A 24928-nucleotide genomic window follows, 5' to 3' on the forward strand; every position below is an offset into this window, starting at 1 on the left:
CTGCCTGATAGGTCATGGCTCCACGCTTTACTGACACTGTATGGCAAGGTGTGTTCGCAGCAAAACTCCAACAACTCGTTCCCACGCTCTGCAAGGGGGTTGCAAAAGTAACGACAAAACTGAGACAGGGCAAAAAGTGGCAAAAAACGCAGTTTACGGGGAGTAAATGAGCATTTTGAGTCACCTTTTTACGCAGTATCAGCGAAGCGCAGCACTTTTGCGACGGCCTCAGAGCGTGGGAACGAGTTGAGAGGCGGTTAAACAACAATTTACATTGTATTGATGCGTTCAAGATACGTGTGAACGCCGGTGACAAACTGCTGAAAACTGACCGACCGATTATTAGCAAGGTTAAGGTGGGGCGCAATGGCTCGGGCACCAGAGACTTTCTGATAACCGGTAATCAGTTTTTTCAACTCTTCCTGAGCATTGACCAAAACATCAGGGTTGCGGAATTTACGACTATTCTGCTTTTCGGCCAGTCGGGGCTTATTAAACGCTGTTCCAACAGCAGCAAGATCCCCAAGAAACCAGCTTTCCAATTCATGAATCGCAATGCGAACCAGTGTCTCCGGTCGATGGTTTTCTTCGCATAACTTTTGCAACCGTGCTTTCAGACGTTCACAGTCGTCCTGATCTTTATCCCGTACCACCACAAACCAGCTATTGGGGATGTTCCAATGGCGCAGCTTGATGGGTATGGACTTTTCCAGATCCTGCTTGCCCTCATGGGGAATACATCGAAAAGACACTTCCGGTGGTAACAGTCGGGGTAACAATGTATTCAGCAACACTTGAGCAGAGGGCTCTTCCAGCAAAAAGACCAACTGCGTCATCAGGGGTTTACTCCGTCAAACAGCCCTTGTTTCCAGAGCGCACCGGGTAAATCCCCGCCTTCGACCAGACTTTTGATCAGCGTATTATCCGCAGCACGCTCAATGGTGGTGACACCTTTGCTCTTCTTTAACCAGAAAATCTCGTCCAGCTGGATGCTGTTCAACATGTTCGGCGAATGGGTAGACACCATTACCTGGCCACCCTGTTCGGCATAACTGCAAAACTCTTCCGCCAGCTCCACCAACAGGCTAGGGTAGAGCTGGTTTTCCGGCTCCTCGACACAGAGCAATGGATGGGGCGACGGGTCGTTCAGCAACAGCAAATAAGCGAACATCTTGATGGTGCCATCGGAGACATAACGAGCCACAAACGGGTCTTTAAAGCTGCCATCCTGAAATTTCAGGACGATGCGCCCATCGTCAGTTTCTACTGCCTGAACATCTTCAACTCCCGGCACCCGCTGTTTCATTTTATCCAGTACATGCTGGAAAATATCCGGGTGTTGCTCATAGAGGTACTGGGCCACCAGCGCGGCATTTTCCCCTCGGGGCGATAAATGCTCTGCATAGCCAGCGTCCCGTGCCTGGCGGGCATCACTGATATGAAAATCGGAGACATGCCAGTTTTCAATAAGCTGGCGAAAGGCATTGGCCGCCCGGAATCGCTGAAATTGCCCGAGTCCTTTTACGGCCAGAATATCCGGACTATCCAGCGTCTGCTCTTCCCGTTCCAGCTCTGAATCGGCTTTATTAAAGTCTTCTTCATTGAGAATGGCGTAACCGCGACCTCCCCGGAAATCCAGGAAATGAAACGGTGAACCCTGACTGCCCCGCTTATAACGGAGTATCTCCCGGGCAACAATAGGCCGACCTCTGTCCTGTCGAATTTCCAACAGATAAGTCACCAGTCGATCAACGCCGCCAATGGGCAAGCGGAACTGCAGGGTAAACTCGATAGGCTGATCAATACCACCACGGGTGGCGACTTCCCGAAACCCGCCCCTTTTCTGTAGGGCGGTGCGGACATTACCGTGCAGGGCATCCCTGAGAAAGCCAAACACATCAAACAGGGTGGTTTTACCGCTGCCATTGGCGCCGACAAACACGCACATGCCGGGCAGGTTTTTCAGCTCCACATGCTGAAAAACCTTGTAGTTTTTGATTGTCAGGGACTCAAGCTTCATCCGGCGGCTTCCGTCAGTGGCTGTTGTTGTGATCGTTGTCCTTCCAGAGTATCACTTTCTGGCGGGTTTGCCTTGGTTGGGGTGGTGTCGGGTAGAGTCAGTTTTTCAGGGGAGGTATGCATTCCCACGCAGAGCGCAGGAACGAGTTAAGTTCACAAATAGGCATGAACGGTCATTTTCCCATGCAGAAAGAATTCTTTACTCCTACACTCTTGGAGCCTTCTACAAGTGGCAACATGGCGATAATAAGAAAGCTTCTGTTCATGATAACAGAGGTATCTCTCAATCAGGCTTTCTAACGACCGCCTCAGGCGCTCAGCCTGAAACTGATCAGAAGTGAGGCAAGTGCGAAATCCCCGGTGAATTAATTACACGACAAGTAATGACCAGCAATAATGAACCAGTGCCCCATGAAACACCGGTGATGGTTCCAGGCTTAACGTTTCCTTCTGAGACCACAGAGGTTTCTCTGGTAAAAGAGCCTGAAGCTGCTCAAACAAGCGATTAACAGCCATGATTAATTAGAAGTCGCTTCCTCGCCCGGTTTGGCAATCACTATATACGGTAGTGGAAGTACTCTGCCCTGAGGTAATAGAATGACAAATACTCGCCCCAATGTATTAAGCCTTGCCGTAACCGTTGCAATCAGTTCTTCTATTATTGCTTCACAAGCATTGGCCGAGCGAAGGCTGCAGACAAAATCTGTCGATATTACCGGCACTGGACATGCGGAGTTTACCCATAGTGAGGTCATGGTTCAGCCAACCTTGGGTGATGACCTGCAGCCAATACCCAAGTCCTGCACAACCACCTACCCCGATCAGACCCAGGCCAGAGCTGGCTATGACGTTCCCTCCGAAGGATTCACAGACGTTCTTTCGGGCATCGACGGAGGTGTTTCCACTGTTGATCTGTTTGAAACAGACAAGAATGACGTTGCCCGGAAATACACCAAAGTCCTCAAGGTCGGTAATGAAGGGATCTTCAAGTTCACTCACAACCTTGCAGAGCAGCGACTGGTCATTGAGGTCAGAGACAAAATGACCCATCAGGATACCATTGCAGCTGTGCGCGCTCGGTTAGACGACGACCGGATATTAGAACCGTTAACGAAAGTTGCCAGCCCCGAACATCTGGCGTCAGTTCTGAAAGGGGCGAATGAAAGAGCAGGAAACCTGGGCGAAGCTGATGACTATGCTGTCCTTGCCACCCTTGAAGCAGGAGAAGTTGAGGTGAACGGCCGCACCTTCATGCGTCTTATTGCTGCAGGCGATCAGCCTCCTGAACTGCAACGTCTGGGTCAATCGCTCTTTGTCAATGATGAAGTGCTTTTAGCAGCAGCTATCTCTGCCTATGTCCAGGTTCATGTTCTGGGTGAAGATCTGCAACAGGAAGCACTGAATAAGCTGTTTTCATATCATAAACCCGTCGGCTATATAGTACACACTGGGGATGACACGCAGACTTATCCTGTACCTGCAGGTTATCCAAAACTGCAAGTGACTGAGGCTTCGGGAGAGATTATTGTTTTCCATGGCCAGAAGCAGAATCCAACCGATATCGCTTTTGTGGAAGGACTCTTTGACATCGTGGATAAAGCTGATGCTAATACCCCCGTTCCTGAATTATCAACACAGATTAAAAAAGACAAGTTCAAAAACTACCAGTACGTTATTCGAAGCAGGCAGATGGAACTGCTGGAAAAGTTAGTTGCGCGGCACCATATTACAGTAAACAAAGCTCAACCGATGAGGTTTGCATTGGAAGATCAGGTGGCGACGCTTGTGCTTGCATTCTATGAAACTCTCCAGCAGGCATTGGCCAGTGCTACTGCAGATCAGGCAGATGAATTTAATTTTTCAATAGAACACTTCAGAGTCGCTGCGTCTCTCATTACGCCAGCCTGGATGCATAATCAACTCGCAAAACACTTCAGCTTCAAACCCGCACTTAGAGATCTTCTGACTAACCAGCATTTTGTTCAAAATTTTCTGAACCTTTTACCCGCTGCCTATGTATTAGAGACCAATGTTTCTCACGACGGAGAACTTTTTGCTTCCAGAGTCTTGAGCGACATAGCCAGACAACTGATTGAGAGGGAAAACAAGCTGCAAGAGCTGCTGCAAAATGAAAGCGAACTCACCCGGGTTAGAAATCAGTTAAAGCTCACATCGGAGAAAGCCATTACCAGTGAAAGGCAAAAGCGCATAGCACTTCAATTCAAGCAGCTGGCTGATAAGGAGCTTGATCAGCTTGTTAATGCAATGGAAGAACAACAAAAACAAATACGGAAACTTCGGGAGGAAGTTGCACGAATCCCGGAGCTGGAACAAGAAGTTGCTAATGTCAGAGCAGAAGTCATAAAGGCCCGCAACGCCGAACCGGCAACAGAGCCTGATATTGAAAACCGGGACGAAACCCAGCCACCAGCAGGACAGACTGAGGAAGATTCTGTAGCGGTTCCGAAAGTACTTGAGACACTGAGAGCTGTGGAAAAAGCCCTTGAGATGATGGGCCTTACTCAAGGTGACGATGTGTATCTTCGTCGCCAGTACATTTCAAACAACCTACAGATGTACATCAGAGACTACAGACAACTGGCAGAAGAAAAGGCCCTGGACATACTGCAAGTCGCAGAAGAAAAGCTCAACCTCCAGGTCAATGACAAGAATGATAAAACAACAGGAATCAGAGAAGACACGCCGCTGACAGAGCAAGAGGACCTGGACATACTGACAGCCTTGGAAGAAACCCCCAATATGAAAGTCAGTAAAGAAGATGACATAGAAAAAAGGCTCGCCAGAATTTTTATAATACTTGACAAGGTTGATCTCTCAAATGAGGTACTGAATGAGATACTGGATGGGATAGATATGATCCTCTGGATGCATGAAAGAAAAATTCATCCAGACGCTAAAGATATCAAACGTAACAGGCTTCTTGCTCACCTGCACTATAAACTGGAAGACCCTGACCCGGATATGCCAGCCGGAGAACAAGGGACCGATCTGCTGCCAGCCGTAGAAAAAATACTCAACATCAAACTCAATGAAGAGAATGACAAAGCAGCAAGAATTGCCCGGGTTTGCAGCCTGCTTTACGACGACGATGTCTCAGAAGCTATGCTGGATCAGATAAGTCAGACCCTCTGGAAAGATGACAGCACAGCTCTGAACGAGAGGGATCTCAATCTCAGCAAGCTTCGGGCAATTCTTGAATATAGAGTCGAAGATTCGTCCCTGGATAAGCAAACCATAGAAAAACAGACAAGTTTGCTTGCCGCCATAGAGGACAAGCTGAACATCGACATGAGCAAAAGCTCTGCTGTTAAAGAAAGAGGCAAGACTTTCACTGTCAAACTGGCAAAAGTTCTGGATGTAGCATTTGACATGGATGACGACCTGTCTGATCAGAAAGATATCCTGAGAACCAAAATTCAGGAATTAATCGAAAAATCAGACGCTCTCTACGACGATGAAGCTGCCAGAAGAGCCTGGAACAATGAAATAGCTCATCAACTTAACATTGAGGATTATCAAGAAGATGCCTCTATCGAAAACCAGAACAGTGTGATTGAAACAAAACTCCGACAGCTGGACAAAGAAGTTCTCAATGCGGGCCAACCTGACGTTAATGAGCGTATCACAGTTATTGAAAATGAGCTTGACAAGCAAATGGCCCGCCTGGGACCTAAACCCCGATTCGTCCTTGATCGTGAGCTAGCCGTCGCCAGACGGGTACTACAAAAAGCTGAAAGTGAGCTTACAGAGCTTCATCGCAAACTGAAAGGTCTGGCTCGCAAACCAGTTATATTTGATTTACGGGATGAGGCTGATAGCGCTATTACCATTAGTGCCTATGTACAGACTTCTGGCGGGGACGAAACTGATCAATTCGATGAAACCTTGGGGGAACTGCCTCTCATCAGGAAAAAGTACGCTCAAATTACGGAATTCCTGCATGAGCACCACAAAAAAAGTATGGAAGTGACCTATGCACGGCATGAAGAGAGGAATGCACAAGAACACCTGGATCTTAAAAAACAGGAGATGATCCATTCTGAAAATATTGATGAGAAGGCTAAAACCTTACATAAGAACGAAATAGCTCGCCTGGATTTAGCCCTGAAGCAAAAAAGTGATGCCGTTTCAAAAGCACAAGAGGTTCTGACGGATTATCATAAGGCAGCTCTTGACGCTATTGAAGAAGCCATGGGTCTTAAACCTGACTTTACTGACAGCTGTGAACAACGGGTTAATGCCCTGAGAAACCAGCAGGTAGAACTGGGCGGGCATGATGGTACCGGCGGCAAAATCCAACAACTGACTCAGGAACAGGCACGCCTGGAAGGTGACATTAAAACCAGGGAAGCAGACATTGCAAGAATGAAGGAAGAACTGAAGGTTGCAGAGCAAGCCGTGGAAAATGATGGTGGTTCCTTTCAGTTTACGCCCAGACAGGTAAACGTTCTGACCCGTATACATGACTTCATGCAGCAGCACACTCTCAAGAAACAAGCGCTCGAAGCCGCCATAGGTCTGACAGAATTAGCAGTGAAAAGCGGTAAGCCAAAACTCCATTTCACGACGTTCAATTTTGACGATGAACTTGCGCCTTTTCACCTGCAGGCAATGGTCGGAGACGGTCTGGCAGTTGGTCAGGCCAATCGGATTGTGAAAGTCTTCAGGAGCCTGAAGAAGACCTTTCCGGCCCTCCATAACTTTCCGGCTCACCCCGAGCCTTTAGAATTTCAGCCTCCGATAGTCCTGACAAAAATTCAGTGGCTGGTGAACGATGCCCGGGATGAGCTGCAAAACGGGGCTCAAGAATACGACCAAGTCATTAGCGGCATGGGCAAAACAGCCATTCACTTCGTCGAGCATGAAGCAAAGGACCAGGAAGGCTTCCCGGAATACTTCGCTAACCGCCATGCCAGTAGTAACAGGATCACAGCTCTGGTACGTGAAGGTCTGATCAGCAAGATTGAACTTGAGAACCACATGAAGGCCGTCAGAGGTGTCGATGGTTATCAGACAGTGGAAGAATTTGAGCACTTCCTTGGCTATAAACACGGCGTCAATGTGCCTCATTTGAATGCCGTTATCCTGATGCTGTCCGACAAGGGTGCTGAGGAATTCATGCAGATTGCCTTTACTCCTGTCACCGTCACTGCAACGGGCCCGGCAGGTATGAAAGAGTCGGTTGCCGGTATGAAACAGTACGCAGCTGCTGTTATCGCCAACTACGTTCTTGACGATATTGCCTTTGACAATGGCCACAGGACGGCAGCCTTTCTGACCAATATTCAGAATACCCTGACACCTTATGCCAATGCCGCAGGCCTGTCTGAATCAGACCTGATCATGGCTCTCAATGATACATTGATGCAGGCACATGCTGCAGCCCTTGAGCACCAGCTGACTGATTACTGGGTCAAACCTTCAGCCTCTCTGGTACAGGCTGTCACCTGGTACTTCTCCAGCTACAAACCTCTATTGGTGACCCGAACCGCTCTGGAGGCTGCCAGGCTGTCCCTGACAAACATGTGGTACCTCTATCTTCTGGATCTGACCCACCGGGGTGATTACCTGCACCGGATGCTCACACCTTTCCAGCACTGGCTCGAACATTACGGCGTTGACCTTGACCGAAGACTGCAATATGCCTCCCACACCAGCATTGAAGAAATCTCTGAAGTGGGCGGACTGGCCATGCCCCTGGGCAAGGCCGCTTCTTCAGTCATTCTGCTGCAAACCGGCTCTATGCTGTTTGCCAGACAATACAATGCCAACCCACACAGCTATCGCAGCCTTTCCCGTCTGGTGCCCGAAATAGTGAAATCCATGGGTTCCGGACAAGGGGTTCAGGTACCGCTGCTAAACAGGGTAACACCCGAAAAAGTAAAAACGCTGGCCTCTGCCGCAGCCGCTCTGGTGCTGGGCCCGGTAGCTACTGTGGGAGCTTACGCCCACGGCCTTATATCCGGATTCACCTATGCTCAAACCTTCGGATTGGCCCTGGCGTCGAGTCTCACTTTCGACTTCTTTATGAACGACAACAAGATGCTCACTCAGTGGCTGGGTGGACCTGTGGGTCGTAGTCTTGACAACGTGAAGCGCTGGAGATGCGCGATAAAAACGCAAAATAAGTGCGCAAAACCCAAGGCTATTGCTTTGCCTCAAGGCTTCAATGAAACCGATGAAGAGTATGCAAAACGTGTTAAAGCAAACAACACGGTGCCCGGCTGGACGCGGCACGAAAATTACCTGCAGTTCCGTGAACGCCGTGATCGCACCATGAAACTGTCTGAGAAAAGCTGGGAGAAATACTTCAGGGAAAATGTGCCTAAATGGTCTTTCTCCCATGCAGAAAGTATTCCTTATTCCTACACTCTGGGTGCCTTCTTTGAGTCGGGGACTGCAGAGCCTGAGCAACCTTCCGCAACCGTGAAAGCAGCACCGGTTGGGGGAGGTATGCATTCCCACGCAGAGCGTGGGTGTCGCAAAACTCTCTCCGGCGTGGGAACGCGTTGACTCCCGTCATTCCCGGCTTCACTCTCGTCATTCCCGCGAAGGCGGGAATCCACACTGACTCTCCACCAGAACCATACTGCCCGGTGTCCCCCTGGCCTTGTCATCCCCGAGAAGGCAGATATCCACCGTTGGCGCTGGATTCCCGCCTTCGCGGGAATGACGACTTCAGAGCGTGAGAACGAGCTGTTGAAGTTTTGCGACACCCTCAGAGCGTAGGAAAGAGTTGTAATTTCACTGGCATTGAACTTTGCCACGTGAATTAAATTCGCTTAACAGCTAGCGGATTTGCCACTGTGAACTAAATTCTCTCAACAGCTTACCGGAACAGCCATGAGCGATTAACAGCCATGAGCGATTAACAGCCGTCCCCCCGCTTGCAGTGTAAATCACTTGCCACAGTAATAAAAATACTCAGCTATAAGGTAGTAGAATGACAAATACCCGCCCCAATGCATTAAGTCTTGCAGTGGCCGTTGCAATCAGTTCTTCCATCATTAGTTCACAGGCACTGGCCGATCGCAAGTTGCAGATAAAAGCTGCCAATATACCGGGCAATGGACATGTGGAGATGACCCTGAGTGAGGTCAGGGTTCAGCCAACTTTAGGGGATGACCAGCAACCAATACCCAAATCCATCACCACCACCTACCCTGCTCAGCCACGTGACAGGTTTGGCCATCACTTTAATTCTGTGGGCTTTACGGAAGCTCTTGCTGACGCTCTTGAGGACGTTTCTGTTGTTGATGTGTTTGCAACAGACGAGAATGACGTTGCTCAGAAATACACCAAAGTCCTGAAAATGGGTGACGATGGCATCTTCAGGTTTACCCACAACCTTGCAGAAAACGAACTGGTCATTGAAGTCAAAGACAGAATGACCGATCAGGATATACTTGTGGGTGTTCATAGCCTGTCATCTGGCGGCCTGTCATTAGAGCCGCTGACGAAAATCGCCAGCTCCACAGAAATGGGTCGGTTGCTGAGCATTGTTTATTCCCTGCGAGGACAGTTCGGCGCAAGTGATCACTATGTTCCCCTTGCCACCATTAAAGTAGAAAAAGTTGCAGTGGATGGGCGAACCTTTATGCGTCTTATCGCTGCGGGCGACCAGCCCCCTGACCTGCAACGTCTGGGTCAGTCAGTCTTTGTCAATGATGATGTTCTCCTGGCAGCAGCGGCCTCTGCCTATATCCAGGTTTATATCCTGAAAGAGGATTTACAACAGCAGGCTCTTAATGAACTCCTGGCACATAGCAAACCCGTCGGATATATTGTCCACGTCGAGGATGACTCACAGATTTATCCTGTGCCTGCAGGTTATCCGAAGCTGGAAGTCGCTGAAACTCCGGGAGAGGTCATTGTTTTCCATGGTCAGATGCAGAGTCCCGATGATATTGCTTTTGTAGAAAGCCTCTATAACCTCTGGAAAGAAGCTGAGCTTAATACCCCCACCCCGGAAGCGGCAGCAGTAATAAAGGTTTTCAGACAAAAAGTCAGAAGCTACCTGTACGTCATACGAAGCAAGCAGATGGCTCTGCTGGAGGAGGTTATTGCACGGCACGGCACGGGTGGATTTAACAAAGACCAACCGCCGACGATGACAAACGAAGACAGGGAGGCGATGCATGCATTTGGATACTATGAATTTCTTCAGCAGGCATTGGTCAGTGCCACTCCAGCTGCAGCGGCTCGAACGAATCAATTTGAACTCACACTGGAACACATCAGGCTCACTTCGTTAGTCATCACGCCAACCTGGCAGCAGATTCAACTGGCAAAATACTTCAGCTTCAAACCCGTACTCAGAGATAGTCTGACTGAACAGCATTATGTTAAGAGTATTCTGAATCATGTACCCGCTGTCGACAGCAATGCCCTTCGCAACGACGACCCGTTTCTTTCCAAAGTCCTGAGCGATATGGCCCAACAGCTGATTGAATGGGAAAGCTCACTGGCAGAAAATCTGGCAACAAAAGGCGAACTCATCCGGGTCAGAAAGCAATTAGAGCTCATAACGGAGGAAGCCTCTATCAATGAAGAGGAAAAACTGAGAACAGAACGACTCTATCGGCTGGCTGAATCAGAGCTTACACCTGTTCGTGCCGGGCAGGAAGACATCAGAACACCCGTTCACCCGGAGGCCTTGCCTGAAGTCATTGGAAAACTGACTGCCGTAGAAAAAGCCCTGGCGATGGATATCCTCGGTAGAGAGGACGATTTGTATTACCGTCGGGAAGCCATTTCCGGGGAAATTCAGAGATACATCACAAAAGTCAGTCAACAGGCAGGGGAAGAGGCACTGAAAGACTTGGATGAGCGAGCCATAAGACAACAAAAAGCGATACTAAAAACTTTAGAGGACAGGCTGAACATCGACATTAGCGAAAACTCTGCTGCTAAAAAAGGAGGCAAGAGCTTCACTGTCAAACTGGCAAAAGATCTGCGTGTAGCATTTGACATGGATGACGACCTGTATGATCAGAAAAACACCCTGAGAACCAAAATTCAGGAATTAATCGAAAAATCAGACGCACTCTACGACGATGAAGCTGCCAGAAGAGCCTGGAACAATGAAATAGCTCATCAACTCAACATTGAGGATTATAAAGCAGATGCCCCTATCGAAAACCAGAACAGTGTGATTGCAACAAAACTCCGACAGCTGGACAAAGAAATGATCAATGAGGATCAACCTGAGGTTAATGATCGTATCGCCGGCATTGAGAATGAACTTGACAGGCAAATGGCCCGGCTGGGACCCAAACCCCGATATGTTCTTGAACGTGAGCTAGCCAGAGCCAGACAAGCAATACAAAAAAGTGAAAGTTGGCTGGAAAGAATGGATGAAATCCTGAGGACAGCAGAGGAAGCCATCGAAAATAACGTCGGTCCATTCCAGTTCTCGCCGAGACAGGCCAGGGTTCTGGCTGATATGGGCACCTTCTCACAGCAGCACTCTCTCAAACAACAGGCTCTGGATGCCGCACTGGGTCTGGCAGAATCAGCATTAAACAGCGGTAAGGTAATACCAGACCTTACGACTTTCGATTTTGACGATGAATTTGCACCGATTCGCTTGCAGGCACTGGTCGGAGATGAAGTGACGTTCAATCAGGCCAGTCGGATTGTAGAAGTCTTCAAGAGCCTGAAGAGGATTTTTCCGCTCACCCCTGTCGTGCCGCTGGAAGATCGACCTCCTGCCGTGGCTAAAAAGCAACAGGTTCTGGATGCTGCACTGGGTCAGGTAGAGTCAACAATCAACACCGGTAAGACAATACCTAGCCTTGTGACTTTCGATTTTGACGATGAATTTGCACCGCTTGGCTTGCAGGCGCTGGTGAGGGACGATCTGACATTTGATCGGGCCGGTCAGATTGTGGAAGTCTTCAAAAATCTGAAAACGAGCTTCCCTGCCGAGCCTCTGGAAGATCAGCCTCAGAATGTCATTGAACAAGTCCAGGCTCTGGCAGACAGAGCCAGGAATGAGATGAAAACCGGGGCTAAACAATACGACGACGAAATTCACAGCATGGGCAGAAGAGCCATTCACTTCGTCGGGCATGAACCAAAGGACCTGAAAGACTTCTCGGAATACTTCGAGGCCCATTCTGCCAGCGGTAACAGGATAATAGCTCTGCTGCGCGAAGGTCTGATCAGCAAAATTGAACTTGAGAACTACATGGAAGCTGTCAGAGGTGTTGATGGTCATCAGACAGTGGATGAATTTGAACACTTCCTTGGCTACAAACACGGCATCCATATGACTGAGTTCAGGAAAGTTGTCCAGATGCTGTCGGATCAGGGTGCTGAGGAATTCATGCAGAGTGCCTTCACTCCTGTAGCTGCTACTGCAACTGGCCCGGCAGGTATGAAAGAGTCGGTTGTCGGCATGACAGAGTACGCAGCTGCAGTCATCGCCAACTACGTTCTTGATGATATTGCCTTTGAAAATGGCCGCAGGACGGCAGCGTTTCTGGCCAATGCTCAGGAGACCCTGACACCTTATGCCAATGCTGTCGGGATGTCTGAATCAGACCTGATCAAGATTGTCCATGACACATTGATGCAGGCTCATGCCGCAGCGGTTGAGCGGCAGCTGTCGGATTACTGGATCAAACCTTCAGCCTTCCTGGTACAGGCTATCACCTGGTATTACTCCAGCTACAAACCACTGCTGGTGAGCACTAACGCTCGGCGGGCTGCCGAGCTATCCCTCTCAAACATGTCGTTCCTCTATCTGCTGGACCTGACCAACAGGGGTGATTATCTGCACAGAATGCTCACACCTTTCCAGCACTGGCTGGAACGCTACGGCGTTGACCTTGACCGAACCGGCCAATATGCCTATCACAGCGGCATTGAACAAATCTCTGAAGTGGGCGGACTGGCCATGCCACTGGGCAAAGCCGCTTCATCAGTCATTCTGTTAAAAACCGGCTCTGCGCTGTTTGCCAGACAGTACAATGCCAACCCACACAGGTATCGCAGCATTTCCCGTCTGGTGCCGGAAATAGTGAAATCCATGGGTTCCGCGCAAGGGGTTCAGGTACCGCTGCTGAACAGGGTGACACCACAAAAAGTAAAAACGCTGGCCTCTGCCACAGCCGGTCTGGTGCTGGGTCCGGTAGCCACTGTCGGAGCATACGCCCAGGGTCTTATATCTGGGTTCACCTATGCTCAAACCTTTGGATTCACTCTGGCGTCCGGTCTCACTTTCGACTTCTTTATGAACGACAACAAGATGCTCACTCAATGGCTGGGTGGACCTCTGGGTCGTAGCCTTGACAGGATTAATCGCTGGCGCGGCGTCGGTGAAACCCAGGATGAATATGTGAAACGTACGGCCATTGCTACACCTCAACACTATAGTGAAACCGATGAAGAGTACGCGAGCCGCGTTAAGACAGACGACACTGTGTATGGCTGGACTCGACACGAAAACTACCTGCAGTTCCGTGAACGCCTTGATCGAACCATGAAACTGTTCGAGAATAGCTGGGAGAAATACTTCAGGGAAAATGTGCCTAAATGGTCGTTCTCCCATGCAGAAAGCATTCCTTACTCTTACACCCTGGGTGCCTTCTTTGGGTCAGGGACTGCAGAGCCTGAGCAAACCCCCGCAGCCGTGAAAGCAGCACCGGTTGCGGGAGGTATGCATTCCCACGCAGAGCGAGGCTGTCGCAAAACTCTCTCCGGCATGGGAACGCGTTGACTCCCGTCATTGCCGGCTTCATTCTCGTCATTCCCGCGAAGGCGGGAATCCACACTGACTCTCCACCAGAACCATACTGCCCGGTGTCCCCCTGGCCTTGTCATCCCCGAGAAGGCAGAGATCCACCGTTGGCGCTGGATTCCCGCCTTCGCGGGAATGACGACTTCAGAGCGTGAGAACGAGCTGTTGAAGTTTTGCGACACCCTCAGAGCGTAGGAAAGAGTTGTAATTTCACTGGCATTGAACTTTGCCACGTGAATTAAATTCGCTTAACAGCTAGCAGATTTTCCACTGTGAACTAAATTCTCTCAACAGCTTACCGTAACAGCCATGAACGATTGACAGCCATGAGCGATTGACAGCCATGAGCCTTTGTAAGCTGTTTCCTCGCCAGGTGTGGCAAACACTTTTCACTGTAATCAAAGTACCAACTCTGAGGTAGTAGAATGACAAATGCCCGCCCCAATGCATTAAGCCTTGCAGTAGCCATTGCCCTCAGCTCTTCCATCATCAGTACACAGGCAATAACCGAGCGCAAGCTGCAGACAAAATCTCTTGATATCTCTAACGACGAACATCTGTCGTTTACACAGAGTCTGGTCAGTGTTCAGCCAACTTTAGCGGGTGACCAGCAACCAATACCCAAATCCTTTACCACTACTTACCCTGATCAGACCCAAGCCAGAGAAGGCTGTGCGGTTCCCTCTGAGGGTTTTACAGACATTCTTTCTGCCGTTAGTGCTGACGTCACCAGTGTTGATCTGTTTGAAACGGGCGAGAATGACGTTGCTCAGAAATACACCAAAGTCCTGAAGGTGGGTGATGAGGAAGTCTTCAGGTTCACCCATAGCCTTGGAGAAAGGGAGCTGATAATTGAAGTCAGAGGCGGAATGACCGACCAGGAGACCATTGACGCTGTTCGTGATCAATTAACGGTCATACCGTCATTAGAACCCTCAACGAAAATAGCCAGACCCGAACAACTGCATGCGGTCCTGGAAGGTGCTGATGACAGAGCAGGAGACCTCGGCACAAGCGACTACTATGTTGCCCTCGCCACCATTAAAGTAGAACCCATTGAAGTGAATGGGCGAACGTTTATGCGTCTCATCGCTTCGGGCGATCAACCCCCTGAACTGACCCGCCTTACTCAATCGCTCTTTGTCAATGATGAAGCGCTTCTGGCCGCAGCCACCTCGGCCTACATCCAGGTTCATGTCCTGAAAGAGGAGTTGCAACAGGAGGCTCTTGATAGACTGCTGGCACTGAGCAAACCCGTCGGATATGTTATGCAAAGAGAAGATTCCACAAGGGTTTACCCTGCGCCTTCGGGTTATCCAAAGCTGGTACCCAGTCATACTCAGGAAGATACTATTGTTTTCTATAGTCAGAAACTGAATCCAGCCGATATCGCTTTTGTAGAAAACCTATATGACCTTCTGGCAGAAGCTGAGCCTGATGGCCTCACTCACGCAACAACAAAGGTTAAAACATATAAGGTCAAAAGCTACCAGCATGTTATTCGAAGCAGGCAGTGGGCACTGCTGGAGGAGTTGGCTGCCCAGGGCAATGCTGAATTCAGCAAGGATAAACTGACTTCGCTTGCATACTATGAATCTCTCCAGCAGGCATTATACAGCGCCAGGCCTTATAGAACGGATGAATTTGAACTCACATTAGAACATCTCAAAGTCACTTCATCAGTCCTCACGCCAACCTGGATACATTATCAACTGGTAAGACACTTCGGTTTCCGTAGCGCAATGAAAACTCTTCTGACTGACCAGCGCTTTATTCAGAATATGGAAGAATTGATACCCTTTATCAGAGTTGTCCAAAAAGTGCAGGCCGATGGAGATGAAGAGTTTGCTGCCAGAGTCGTGAAAGGCATGTCAGCGCAGATGATTAATACCTATAACAAAATAGAGGCGCTGCGGACAAAAGAAGGCGAGTACAACAGGCTTCTAAAACACCTGGAGGACAATGCAAAGGAAAAACTCAGAGCCCTTGAACTCAAACATGAGCTTGCGCAGAAGGCTGAAGAAGAGCTTGCGCAGACTCGTAAAGCGCTGGAAGAACTGCGAAACCGGTCACAGAAACCGCAGCAGGAAGTCGAACGAATTCCGGCATTGGAAAAACAAGTTCTTGATGCCAGGGCAGACGCCTCAAAAGTATACAACAGTCAACTGGCAAAGGAGCTTGGTATTGATAACTGGGATAATACCCAGCCAACCGAAGAACAAGCCAGAATAATCATACAGAAAATTAATGAAATCAACCAAATGGTGGCGGCAACAGGAAAAGCTCATTTTTATAAACAGGCTATACGTATGGAAATGGCAGCCATTGAAACCATTTTCCATATTACTCCGGTCGATAAAGACGATCTTAATGCCCGCTTTAGAGGCATTTACGAGCAGTTGCTACAAAAGTCAGAACTAACCTTTGAGGGGGCCCAACAGACACTGGCTATGGCAGAAGATGAGCTCGGTCTGACACGGGATAACGAAGAAGACCTGATAGCCCGCTTCCGTAGCATTCTCGAAACCCTCAGGCAGATGGCGCTTGAGTCCGCTCGACAATTTTTTCAGGATCAACAGCAGGGGCAGGAAGAACAGAAAAACCAGTTACAGAAACTTCAGCAGGAAGCCAAACGAATTCCAGAGCTGGAACAAAAGGTTCATGATGCCAGAACAGATGCCACAAAAGACCGCAACGCTCAAACGGCAGCAGAGCTTGGTATTGATGACTGGGACGATACCCTGCCACTGGAAGAACAAGCCAGACTCATCAGAAAAAAAATTCAGGCAATCAAACCATCGGTTGCCGCAACAGAAGAGCCTGATGAAGAAACTGTAAAAGCAAAACCGGCGGGCACTGGCAAAAAAGGTCGCATTATTCTGGTCGATGAAGACCAGCTGGCAACCCTTCTGATCACCCGCGAGCAGCTGCAACAAAATCCGGAACAACCCGACGAGGAAATTCGGGAAAAACTGTCTGACCTGGAAGACCAGCTCGGACTGGTCCCGAACAAAGAAGATGACCTGCAAGCCCGTCACCAGAACATTCTGAAGCACCTTGAACAAGAGGCATTTGATGTCAGTCAAAGAGAGCTGAGAGAACGGAAAAACCGGTTGGAGAAGCTTCTGCAGATAGGAGAGGAAAACCAGTTAGAGAAACTTGTGCAGAAAGCCGGTAGGGTTCCAGAGCTGGAAAAGGAACTTCTTACTGTCAAGAGATATGCCAGAAAAATTCGCTGCGCCCAGAGAGCAGCAAAGCTTGGTATTGATGACTGGGATGAAGCCCGGCCACTCGAAGAACAACGCAGACTCATAGAAGAAAAAATTAATGACATATACAGATCAATGGCCGCAACAGGCCATCCTGATGAAGAAACTGTAACAGCAGAACCGGCGGCCATTGGTGGCAGGCGTGTTATTGCTTCGGTCAATAAAAACAATCCGGGGATCCTTCTGTTCATTCAAAAGGAGCTGCAACAAAACACCAAACTATCCGATGAGGAAGTGCAGGAAAAACTGACTATCTTTGAAAGTCATCTCGGCCTGGTTCCGGAAAACAATGATGACCTTGAAGCCCGTCATCGGGCCATTCAGCAACACCTCAAGCAGCAGGCACCCGAGATTGTTCAACAACCCCTTCTGATCACCCACGAGCAGCGGCAACAAAATCCGGAACAACCCGACGAGGACTTTCAGGAAAAACTGTCTGACCTGGAAGACCAGCTCGGACTGGTCCCGAACAAAGAAGATGACCTGCAAGCCCGTCACCAGAACATTCTGAAACACCTTGAACAAGAGGCATTTGATGTCAGTCAAAGAGAGCTGAGAAAACGGAAAAACCGGTTGGAGAAGCTTCTGAAGACTGGAGTAGAGAAACTTGTGCATAAAGCCGATACGGTCCCAGAGCTGCAAAAGCAACTTCTTACTGTCAGGAGAATTGCCAGGAACACTAACTACGCTCATACAGCAGCAAGGCTTGGTATTCATGACTGGGACGATACCCTGCCACTCGAAGAACAACAAAGACTCATAGAAGAAGAAATTAATGATATATACAGATCAATGGCCGCAACAGGTCAGCCTGATGAAGAAGCCTTAACGGGAGAACCAGCGGCCATTAGTGGCAGGCGTGGGATTGCTTCGGTCAATAAAAACAATCCGGCCACCCTTCTGCTCATTCAAAAGCGGCTGCAAGGAAACACCAAACTGACCGATGAGGAAGTTCGGGAAAAACTGACTATCTTCGAAGATCATCTCGGCCTGGTTCCTGAAAACAATGATGACCTCAAAGCCCGTCACCGGACCATTCAACAGCACCTCAAGCAGCAGATAACCGAGATCGTTCAACAACCTTTTCAGAATCAACAGCAACAGGAAGACAAACGAATTTCAGAGCTGAAACGACAAGTACTCACTGCCAGAGCAGCTGCCACAAAAGTTCGCAACGCTCAACTGGCCGCAGAGCTTGGTATGGATGACTGGGATGATACCCAGTCACCCGAAGAACAAGCCAGGCTCATTAGAGAAAAAATTAATGAAATAAAACCATCGGTTGTCACAACAGCTCAGTCTGATGAAGAAACTTTAGAGGCGGAACCGTCGGCCATGCAGATAGAAGAGGAAAACCAGTTAGAGAAGCTTGTGCAGAAAGCCGATATGGTTCCAGAGCTGCAAAAGCAAATTCTTACTGTCAGGAGAATTGCCAGGCAGGCTAACTACGCTCATACAGCAGCAAGGCTTGGTATTGATGACTGGAATGAACTCCTGCCACTCGAAGAACAACACAGACTCATAGAAGAAAAAATTAATGACATATACAGATCAATGGCCGCAACAGGTCAGCCTGATGAAGAAGCTGTAACGGCAGAATCTGCGGCCATTAGTGGCAGGCGTGGGATTGCTTCGGTCAACAAAAACAATCCGGCCACCCTTCTGCTCATTCAAAAGCGGCTGCAAGGAAACACCGAACTGGCCGATGAGGAAGTTCGGGAAAAACTGACTGCCTTTGAAAGTCATCTCGGTCTGGTTCCGGAAAACAATGATGACCTTAAAGCTCGTCACCAGGCCATTCAGCAACACCTGAAGCAGCAGGTAACAGAGACTGCTCAACAACCTTTTCAGAATCAACACCAACAGGAAGACAAACGAATCTCAGAGCTGGAACAACAAATACTCACTGCCAGAGCCGATGCCACAAAAGTTCGCAACGCGCAACTGGCAGCAGAGCTTGGTATGGATGACTGGGATGATAGCCAGTCATCCGAAGAACAAGCCAGGCTCATTAGAGAAAAAATTAATAAAATAAAACCATCGGTTGCCACAACAGGACAGTCTGATGAAGAAGCTGTAAAAGCAAAACCGCCGACCATTAGCCAAAAGCGCGGCATTACTTCGGTCGATGAAGAAGATCCGGCTGCCCTTCATTTCACTCCACGGCGACAGCGCCTGGAACAAAACGAAGAACTACCCTATCCGGAAATTCTGGAAAGACTGACTTTCTTTGAAAATAAACTCGGCCTGGTTCCGGAAAACGAAGATGACCCTGAAGTCCGCCTCCTGAGCCTGCATCAGGGCATTCAGAAGGAGTCACGCAGGGCTTATCTGCAACATGTTGAGAACCAGGAAGAACTGGCAAAACGGAGAAACTGGCTAAAGTTTCTTCAGGATGAAGTTAATCGAATTTCAATACCGAAAAAAGAAGCCCCTGAGTCAATGGAGGAAAACAGAAAAAATTACAACATTCAGTTGGCAGCAGCGCTCGAAATTGATGACTGGGATGATACCCAGCCACTGGAACAACAAGACAGCCTCATTAGACAGAAAATTCGTGATCTCAAGCAACCGGCGACCGTAGCTCAGATTACTGCATCATCAATGACCCCGACAACGATTGCGCCAACAAAGATCGCCCCGACACCGGTCATCGCAACATCATTGGTGACTGCAACATTATCGGTGACCACAACGAATGCCGCAACCGCACAAACTCCGCAAGAAGCTTTCAAAGAAACTCTGGCGGCCATTGAAAGCAGGCACAATATTACTCCAGACGACGAAAATGATCTGCTTGCCCGCTGTCAGTTTGTGCAACAGTACCTGCAGCAAAAACATGCAGAATTAGCCGATTTTAGCGAAGTCGAGAATAAGCTGGCCTGGATTGAAGGTCAGCTCGGCCTGACCCCTGGTATCGAAAGAGACCCGGAAGTTCGCTGTCAGACCATTAGGCAACACCTTGGGGAGCAGAATGCCCAAATCGCTCAACAACAGCAGCTTCTTCAGCAACAGAGTACAGGCACAGAGACTGAAATAGAAGCTGAAATCAAAGCCCGCTATGCAACCATTGCCGCACATTTAAACATTGAGAATTTTGATAGCAATGCAGATATTGGCGATCAACAAAAACATCTGCTTCAAGAACTCAAGAAACTAAATCTTCAACAAGATCTGCTTCTTTCAAAGATGAAACAACAATTCCCTTATACCAGAGAAGAGGACTATGGAGATGATGCCGGTATAGACGAACAAAATAGTCTAATTGAAGCAAAACTTAAACAGCTGGATGCAGAAATTTTCAAAGCGCGTCAGCTTGAGGTTAATGTTCGTATCGCAGCCATTGATGATGAGCTTGACGGGCAAATGGCTCGCCTGGGACCTGAACCCAGAGACGTTCTTGATCGTGATCTGGCCATGGCCAGGCGAACAATACTGGTAGCTGAAAATAAGCTGGCAGGGCTTCATCGTAAGCTGAATGATCTTCCACGCAAAAAATTGGCCGTTACGATTGGCAATGACGTTCACCCTGCTCCGGATGGAGACGACGAAGCGGCCACAAAAAATCTGAACACCCGGATAAAAGGCCAGAAAATTCATGAAACCAGGCAATCGGTTAGCGTAAAATCCATTGCCTCAAGACCGGTTAGCGCAACGCCGGTTGCGACAGCTTCGATTGCCCCAACACCCGTTAGCGCAATGCCAGTTGCAACGGCTTCTATTGTCTCAACACCCGTTAGCGCAATGCCGCTTGCAACAGCTTCCATTGCCTCAACACCCGTCAGCGCAACGCCGTTTGCAACAGCTTCCATTGCCTCAACAGCACACTATCAGGAAGAAAAATTAAAGAAAAAACTGCCTGCCATTGCAAGCTGGTACGATTTTACTTCAGACAATGAACCGGAAGTCCTTCATAAATCCGTTAAACGAGACATTAAGCAGCGGTTAGCCCGGATCACTCAACAAAAGCAACATCTTCAGCAAGATCTTCAGCAACTTCTTCAGCAACAGAGCACCGGGACAAGGGCTGAAAAAGAAGCTGAAATAAAAGCCCGCTTTGCGACCATTGCTGAACATTCAAACATCCAGGGTTTTGATAGCAATGCAAATATTGACGTTCAACAAGAACTCCTGATTCAAAAATTTGAGGAAATAAATGCCCGCGAGCAAGATCTGCGTCAACAACTTTATACAATGGCCAATCAACAGGATATAGAGCATTCTTACACCCTGGCCAGAAAAGATGCCCTGGCGGCGGTTATTGGTTTAGATCGGGTTCCTGAAGATCGTGCTGCCCTGGAGTTAATAGTTCGTGACAAGCTCTCCCAGCTTGCAGAGCTGGAACAAGAACTGGAAGACATCAGAACACCAGGCCATCCAAAAGCCATGTCTGAAGTACTGCAAACACTTCGTGCCGCAGAAAAAGTACTGAAGGATGAACGCCTCACTAAGGAGCAAGATGTGTATTTGCGTCGCATGGACATTTCTGTAGACATGAGGGCATTCATCAGAGAAGCCAGAAAGCACTCAGAGAATAAGGCCCTGATGACACTGAGTTATCTGGAAAACTTACTCAACATCAAAGCCGATGAAGATGATCACAAGGCAGCAAGACTGAAGAGCATTCTTACAAGGCTTGATGATGGTGATATCTCCAATTATCAGCTGGATCAGATGGACATGAACCTCTGGCCGGAAATTGACAGGTCGCAGGAAGATCTGGAGCAGGTGAGAATGGATCTCAGACTCTTATGTATTCGTGATCGTCTTATCTTTATAGTCAAAGAATCGGATAAGCGAGCCATAGAAAAACAGGCAGAGTACCTTGTTGCTCTGGAGAAAGAGCTCAATATCGATCCTGATAAAAACCCTGCTGCAAAAGCAAGAGGCAAAACTTTCCTGGCCAAACTGGCCACTGATCTGCAGATAGAGTTTTATGACGACGATTCAAAACTGTCTAAACAGTACGCACTGAGAAGCAGAATTCAGAAATTAAGGAAAGAAGTAAACGAAATCTATGACGATGAAGGTGTCAGAAGGATCAAAAACAATAAAATTGCTGAGCAACTTGATATTAAGGACTATGGAGATGATGCCGGTATAGACGAACAAAATAGTCTGATTGAGGCAAAACTTGAGCAGCTGGAGGCAGAATTTTTCAAAGCGGTCCAGCTTGACGTTAATGAGCGTATCGCAGCTATCGATGATGCGCTTGACAGGCAAATGGCTCGCCTGGGACCTAAACCCCGCTACGTTCTTGATCGTGATGTTGCCATGGCCAGGCGAGCAATACTGGCAGCTGAAACCAAGCTGGAATGGCTTCATCGTAAGCTGAATGATCTTCCACGCAAAAAATTGGCCGTTATGATGGGCAATGACGTTCACCCTGTTCCGGATGAAGACGACGAAGCTGCCGCAAAAAATCTGAACACCCGGATAAAAGATGACCTCGGATCACTGGCAGAGATTCAGGAACAGGCCCGCCTGGAAGGCGAAATTGAAACCCAAAAAGCAGACATTGTGAAACTGAAGGAAGCCCTGAATACTGCAGAAAAAGCCGTCATAAGTGATGGCGGTCCCTTCCAGTACTCCCCGGATCAGGAAAAAGTTCTGAACGCCATCCACAAATTCACGAAGCAGCACCCTCTCAAAAAACGAGCTCTGGAAGCCGCAGTTGGCCTGACAGAAGCAGCGATAGAGTGTGGCAAGGCAACACCATTCTTTACGAGTTTCGATTTTGACGATGAATTTGCAGCCATTCACCTGCAGGCAATGATCGGAGACAAACTGACGTTTGAACAGGCCGGTCGGATTGTGGAAATTTTCAATGACCTGAAGGCCACCTTCCCGGAATCCCCATCCGGGTCTGTAGAAGATCAACCCCGGAATGTGCTGAAAGAAATCGAGATTCTGACGGACAGGGCCAGGATGCACTTAGAAGCCGGGGCCCGACAATACGACGTCGAAATTCGAGGCATGGGCTTAGCAGGCATTCACCACGTTGAGCAAGGACCAAAGGACCTGAAAAGCTTCTCGGAATACTTCGCTACCCGTTCTGCCAGCGGTAACAAGATCATAGCTCTGCTGCGTGAAGGTCTGATCAGCAAGATTGAGCTTGAGAATTACATGAAAGCTGTCAAAGGTGTTGATGGCTATCAGACAGTGGATGAATTTGAACACTTCCTTGGCCACAAACACGGCATCAGGGTGTCTGACTTCAAAGCCGCTGTCCAGATGCTGTCCGACCAGGGTGTTGAAGAACTCATACAGAGTGCCTTTACTCCTGTGACCCTGACTGCAACTGGCCCGGCAGGCATGAAAGAGTCTGTTGCCGGCATGACAGAGTACGCAGCGGCTGTCATCGCCAACTACGTTCTTGATGATATTGCCTTTGACAATGGCCGCAGGACGGCAGCCTTCCTGACCAATATTCAGGATACCCTGACCCCCTATGCCAATGCTGTCGGGATGTCTGAATCAGAACTGATCAAGATTGTCCATAACACATTGATGCAGGCTCACGCCGCAGCGGTTGAGCAGAAGCTCAATAATTACTGGGTCAAACCTTCAGCCTTCCTGGTACAGGCTGTCACCTGGTACTACTCCAGCTACAAACCTATTCTGGCAACTCATAGCGACTGGCAGGCTGCCAAACTGTCCCTTGCAAACATGTCATTCCTCTATCTTCTGGATCTGACCAACAGAGGTGATTACCTGCACAGAATGCTCACACCTTTCCAGCACTGGCTGGAACGCTACGGTGTTGATCTTGACCGAACCGGCCAATATGCCTATCACAGCGGCATTGAACAAATCTCTGAAGTGGGCGGACTGGCCATGCCACTGGGCAAAGCCGCTTCCTCAGTCATTCTGTTGAAAACCGGCTCTGCGCTGTTCACCAGACAGTACAATGCCAACCCCCACAGCTATCGCAGCCTTTCCCGTCTGGTGCCGGAAATAGTGAAATCCATGGGTTCCGGACAAGGGGTTCAGGTACCGCTGCTGAACAGGGTGACACCACAAAAAGTAAAAACACTGGCCTCTGCCACAGCCGGTCTGGTGCTGGGTCCGGTGGCCACTGTCGGAGCATACGCCCACGGACTTCTATCCGGTTTCACCTATGCTCAAACCTTCGGCTTCGCTCTGGCGTCCGGTGTCACTTTCGACTTCTTTATGAACGACAACAAGATGCTCACTCAATGGCTGGGTGGACCTCTGGGTCGAAGCCTTGACAGGATTAATCGCTGGCGCGGCGGCGGTGAAACCCAGGATGAATATGTGAAACGTACCGCCATTGCCACACCTCAACGCTATAGTGAAACCGATGAAGAGTACGCAAACCGCGTTAAAGCAAATAACACTATGTATGGCTGGACTCGACACGAGAACTATCTGCAGTTCCGTGAACGCCGGGATCGCACCATGAAGATGCTCGATAATAGCTGGGAGAAATACTTCAGGGAAAATGTGCCCAAATGGTCATTCTCCCACGCAGAAAGTATTCCTTACTCCTACACTCTGGGTGCCTTATTTGAGTCAGGGACTGCGGCGCCTGAGGCCGCCTCCACAGCTATGAAAGCAGCACTGGCTGATCACGAGTTTGATAAAGATAAAAATACCCGCGACGAACTTTGATATCAGAAACCAGTACAAAACTCCAACAACGCGTTCCCACGCTTTTAGGCCCTGTGGGTCTTGCGTGGGAAGGCATAACTCCCCTGAAAACCGGACTCTACAGCGTGAGATAAGGTATGGGTTCCCACGCTGGGACCCACATTCACTCAACAACTTACAGACTTTGCCACTGTGAAAAAGATTCTTTCAACGGCTTATCGAAACAGCTATCAGCAACTGACAGCTATGAGCGATTAGA

8 protein-coding genes are annotated in these 24928 nt (G+C 48.9%); 5 read left to right on the forward strand and 3 right to left on the reverse strand.

The annotated features are described in order from the left end of the window. Positions 1-269: 269 nt before the first annotated feature. Genes ACO6VG_RS24145 through ACO6VG_RS24155 form a run of 3 tightly spaced genes read right to left on the reverse strand, consistent with a single transcriptional unit; the run spans position 270 to position 2142 of the window. Positions 270-836 (reverse strand): DUF4276 family protein, encoded by a 567-nt coding sequence (locus ACO6VG_RS24145; protein ID WP_422138570.1) that lies wholly within the window; start codon positions 834-836, stop codon positions 270-272. Further along, positions 836-2020 carry an AAA family ATPase gene (locus ACO6VG_RS24150; RefSeq protein ID WP_422134651.1) on the reverse strand — a complete coding sequence of 395 codons (1185 nt, stop codon included), beginning with the start codon at positions 2018-2020 and terminating at the stop codon, positions 836-838. Before ACO6VG_RS24150 ends, ACO6VG_RS24145 begins: the two co-directional genes overlap by 1 nt. Next, positions 2017-2142: a hypothetical protein gene (locus ACO6VG_RS24155; protein ID WP_422134652.1), complete on the reverse strand. Its 126-nt coding sequence runs from the start codon at positions 2140-2142 to the stop codon at positions 2017-2019. Before ACO6VG_RS24155 ends, ACO6VG_RS24150 begins: the two co-directional genes overlap by 4 nt. 474 nt (positions 2143-2616) lie before the next feature. Between ACO6VG_RS24155 and ACO6VG_RS24160 the strand changes: the two genes are divergently transcribed. From ACO6VG_RS24160 to ACO6VG_RS24180, 5 genes are all read left to right on the forward strand, one after another. Then, positions 2617-8553: a hypothetical protein gene (locus ACO6VG_RS24160; protein ID WP_422476029.1), complete on the forward strand. Its 5937-nt coding sequence runs from the start codon at positions 2617-2619 to the stop codon at positions 8551-8553. Next, positions 8550-8729, forward strand: a complete 180-nt coding sequence (locus ACO6VG_RS24165; protein WP_422476031.1) for a hypothetical protein — start codon at positions 8550-8552, stop codon at positions 8727-8729. The genes ACO6VG_RS24160 and ACO6VG_RS24165 overlap by 4 nt, the downstream gene beginning before the upstream one ends. A 254-nt stretch (positions 8730-8983) precedes the next feature. Further along, positions 8984-13765 (forward strand): hypothetical protein, encoded by a 4782-nt coding sequence (locus ACO6VG_RS24170; RefSeq protein WP_422476033.1) that lies wholly within the window; start codon positions 8984-8986, stop codon positions 13763-13765. Beyond that, positions 13762-13941: a hypothetical protein gene (locus ACO6VG_RS24175; RefSeq protein WP_422134656.1), complete on the forward strand. Its 180-nt coding sequence runs from the start codon at positions 13762-13764 to the stop codon at positions 13939-13941. The genes ACO6VG_RS24170 and ACO6VG_RS24175 overlap by 4 nt, the downstream gene beginning before the upstream one ends. A gap of 270 nt (positions 13942-14211) precedes the next feature. Continuing rightward, entirely contained in the window at positions 14212-24690 is a 10479-nt protein-coding gene (locus ACO6VG_RS24180; protein ID WP_422476035.1) for a hypothetical protein, read from the forward strand. The last annotated feature ends 238 nt before the right edge of the window (positions 24691-24928 follow it).

It is taken from the genome of Endozoicomonas sp. ALB032, assembly GCF_049310125.1.
Taxonomy (GTDB): Bacteria; Pseudomonadota; Gammaproteobacteria; order Pseudomonadales; family Endozoicomonadaceae; genus Endozoicomonas_A.

What these genes read in the sequence shown, in the direction of transcription:
- ACO6VG_RS24150 (WP_422134651.1), bottom strand. Translation starts at nt 2,020, where the DNA reads ATGAAGCTTGAGTCCCTGACAATCAAAAACTACAAGGTTTTTCAGCAT.
- ACO6VG_RS24180 (WP_422476035.1), top strand. Translation starts at nt 14,212, where the DNA reads ATGACAAATGCCCGCCCCAATGCATTAAGCCTTGCAGTAGCCATTGCC.
- ACO6VG_RS24170 (WP_422476033.1), top strand. Translation starts at nt 8,984, where the DNA reads ATGACAAATACCCGCCCCAATGCATTAAGTCTTGCAGTGGCCGTTGCA.
- ACO6VG_RS24145 (WP_422138570.1), bottom strand. Translation starts at nt 836, where the DNA reads ATGACGCAGTTGGTCTTTTTGCTGGAAGAGCCCTCTGCTCAAGTGTTG.
- ACO6VG_RS24155 (WP_422134652.1), bottom strand. Translation starts at nt 2,142, where the DNA reads ATGCATACCTCCCCTGAAAAACTGACTCTACCCGACACCACCCCAACC.
- ACO6VG_RS24160 (WP_422476029.1), top strand. Translation starts at nt 2,617, where the DNA reads ATGACAAATACTCGCCCCAATGTATTAAGCCTTGCCGTAACCGTTGCA.